The following is a 2,772-nucleotide window of genomic DNA, read 5'->3' on the forward strand; positions in this document are numbered from 1 at the left end:
GGTCAGGCAAGATCCGGAAGAGACGGCCTAGCGCGGGGCGGCGGCGGGGCCGCTGGAGGCGCGCAGCACCTCCAGCACCTGCCCCGTGATCGCGGCCTCGTTCCGCTCGAACTCCGGCCCGGTCAGCCGGTCCGCCTCGGCGGGCAGTCCGGTCAGGACGGGGGTGTGCAGGTGGCCGCCGGGCAGGCCGGGGCGCAGTTCCAGCCGGAGCCGGTTGGAGCGGTAGGCGACCTCGTTGGAGAGGTAGCCGCCGCCCCCGCCGGCGACCGCGCGCGAGCCCGGGGTCGGTCCGTCCTCGCGGTCCACCGGGGCCGCCCCGCCGGCCGGTATCTCCGTGACGGAGGTGTTGAGCCGCACGGGGTAGGGCGCCTGGACGGTGGTCATGGCGTCCGTCGGCAGGCTGGTGCGCAGGAACTCGGCCCCGGGCCCCAGACCCGGCGCGGTGGCCGGGTGTTCGCGCGTACCGCCCGACAGGGCGCGGACGTTGTCGGGGTACGGGTCGGCGGAGCGGTTGCGGCCCGCCCAGGCCTCCAGGGTGAACAGGCCGGGATAGCCCTGGCTGATGCTGGTGATCATGTCGGCGGAGCGCGGGCCCGCCACCAGCCGGGGACCGTAGGCGCGTACGACGATCCCGGCGTCGGAGTCGGCGTAACGGNNCGATGCCGGCGTCGAAGTCGGCGTAACGGACCGGGAGGACGACGGCCCGGATCTCCGCGGTGGTGCCGTCGGCCAGGGTGATGCGGCGCCCGTTGAGCTGGAGGGCGGCGGATCCGGAGGGGTTGGCGCGGCGCGGTTCGGCGTCCAGGCCGAAGGGGTCGAAGCCGCTGACGAAGATCCGCCGTACGCCCGGGGTGCCGCGGAACCCGTTGGAGGTCAGACCGCGCGAGGCGTCCTCGAAGCGGGACTTGAGGGCGGCCCGGTCCACGGTGAACCCGGGCTGCCAGGCGTCGAGTTGGACGGTCATCGCGAGCCGGGTCCAGTACAGCGGCCGGTCGTCCAGGGCCGGCAGGTCACCGCCCGGCCGGCGCCCCTGCGCCCGGTTCACGGCGGCCTGCCACAGCGCCTCGCCCCATGCGTCGAGCAGCCGCTGCGCCCCGGCGGCGTCGCGTACGCCGCACAGGGCGGCCGGGAACCGGCGTACGAAGCCGTCGAGCCCGGCCCGCTCCGGGAAGGGGGCCGCCCGGGGGTCGGACAGCCGGGCCTGCTCGGCGTCGGCCGGGGCCGGGGCCTGCGCGCCGGCGGTGCAGGCGGGCGCGGGGTCCGCGTGGGCGGAGGCGGCGGGCAGGAGGGAGGTGAGGGTGGTGACACCGAGGAGGGCGGCGCTGAGTGCCGTACGGCGTAAGAACGTCATGCCGTGTGACATTACATAGGCGGTGCCGGTGTCCGGGAGGCGAGTTCCGGGCGGCGGTATGCCGAGACCCCGGCCGCACGGCGGCCGGGGCCCGGAGACCGCAGGTGATGTCGAGCTCGATGACGCCCGAGCCGAGGCCGAAGTCCGGCCCGGTCCGGATCAGTCGGCCTGCGGCCAGTCCCAGCCCAGCTGGAGGAACAGGCCCAGCCGGTCGCTGACCCCGCGGATCTGCGAGATCTTGCCCCCGTCCAGGGTGAACCACCAGATGGCCTCGTTCTCGAAGGACCGGCCCGTGGGCTCCGGCATGCGCGGGTGGCTGCCGCCGTGCGTACCGGACTGGACCGTGCGGGCGACCACACGGTCGTCCTCCGCGACCAGTTCCTCCACCCGCACGGTCAGCGGATCGAACGCCGCCAGCTGTTGGCGCAGCCCCTCGAAGGCCGCGCCCGGCTCGTCGGGCTCCCCGTGGATGATCTGGTTGTGGTCGACCACGTCTGCGGCCATGTACTGCGGCAGGTCCGCGGTGCGCCGTTCGTTGACGGCGGTGAAGAAGCCGAGCACGGCCTGCTTGTTGTCCTCCTGCACGCTCATGGCGTGCACCCCCTCGTCGATCATGGTGTGGATCAAGTCGCGGCGAGCCTAGGCGGGTCGGGTATGCGCACGGTCAAGCCCGTGTCAACGACCGTCAAATTCCGGCCTGATCGGCCCGTTCCGGTCGCTCGTCCCCGGTGGCCAGTGCGTCGCCCAGCCCTCCGCCGCCTCCAACTGGGCCGCCAGCGACAGCAGTCGCGGCTCGGAGTGCGCCGGTCCCAGCAGCTGCGCCCCGAGCGGCAGCCCCTGCGGGGTGAATCCCGCCGGGACGCTGATGCCGGGCCAGCCCAGGACGTTCCACGTCCAGGCGTACGGGCACGCCGCGATCATCGCCCGGTCCGTGGCCAGTGCCCCCAGCCCCGCCAGCGCCCCGATCCGCAGCGGACCGGTGGCCGTCGTCGGGGTCAGCACCACGTCGAACCGGCCGAACAGCTCCCCGACCCGGCGGCGCAGCACCCCCTCCGCACGCCGCGAGACCCGCAGCGCCGCCCCGCCCAGCAGCCGGCCCGTACGCGCCGCCCCGTGGGTCCGCGGGTCCAGCAGGCCGGGGTCGGGCGCCCGCGCCGCCAGCTCCCGTACGCCGGCCGTCGCACGGGGCGCGAACGTGAGGCCGATCGGGCCGTAGCGGGGGTCCTCCGGGACCACCTCGTGCCCCAGCTCCTCCAGCCGCCCCGCCAGCCGCTCCACCGCCGAACGCACCACGGGGTCGCAGGACTTGCCCGTGGTCGCGGTGAACGCCGTCCCGAAGGACAGCGCGATCCGCAGCCGGCGCGGCGGCCGGCCGGCAGCCTCGGCCGCCGGCACCGGGGCCGGGCGGTGCAGGTCCCCGG

At 75.5% G+C, this 2,772-nt stretch carries 3 protein-coding genes; all 3 read right to left on the reverse strand.

Going from position 1 to position 2,772, the window contains the following annotated elements; translation table 11 throughout:
- Nucleotides 1-27: 27 nt before the first annotated feature.
- A complete protein-coding gene (locus VR44_RS41625; protein WP_211275170.1) occupies nucleotides 28-576 on the reverse strand; it encodes a hypothetical protein in 549 nt (182 codons plus the stop codon).
- A 934-nt stretch (nucleotides 577-1,510) separates the two neighbouring features.
- Nucleotides 1,511-1,966, reverse strand: coding sequence for an ester cyclase (locus VR44_RS32870; protein ID WP_245692678.1), 456 nt, complete (start codon nucleotides 1,964-1,966; stop codon nucleotides 1,511-1,513).
- Between the two features lie 60 nt (nucleotides 1,967-2,026).
- The coding region (locus VR44_RS32875; protein ID WP_045951288.1) for an amidase family protein at nucleotides 2,027-2,772 on the reverse strand (746 nt) is incomplete at its 5' end.

Origin of the sequence: Streptomyces katrae (genome assembly GCF_000966975.1) — a bacterium.
GTDB classification, from domain to species: Bacteria; Actinomycetota; Actinomycetes; order Streptomycetales; family Streptomycetaceae; genus Streptomyces; species Streptomyces katrae.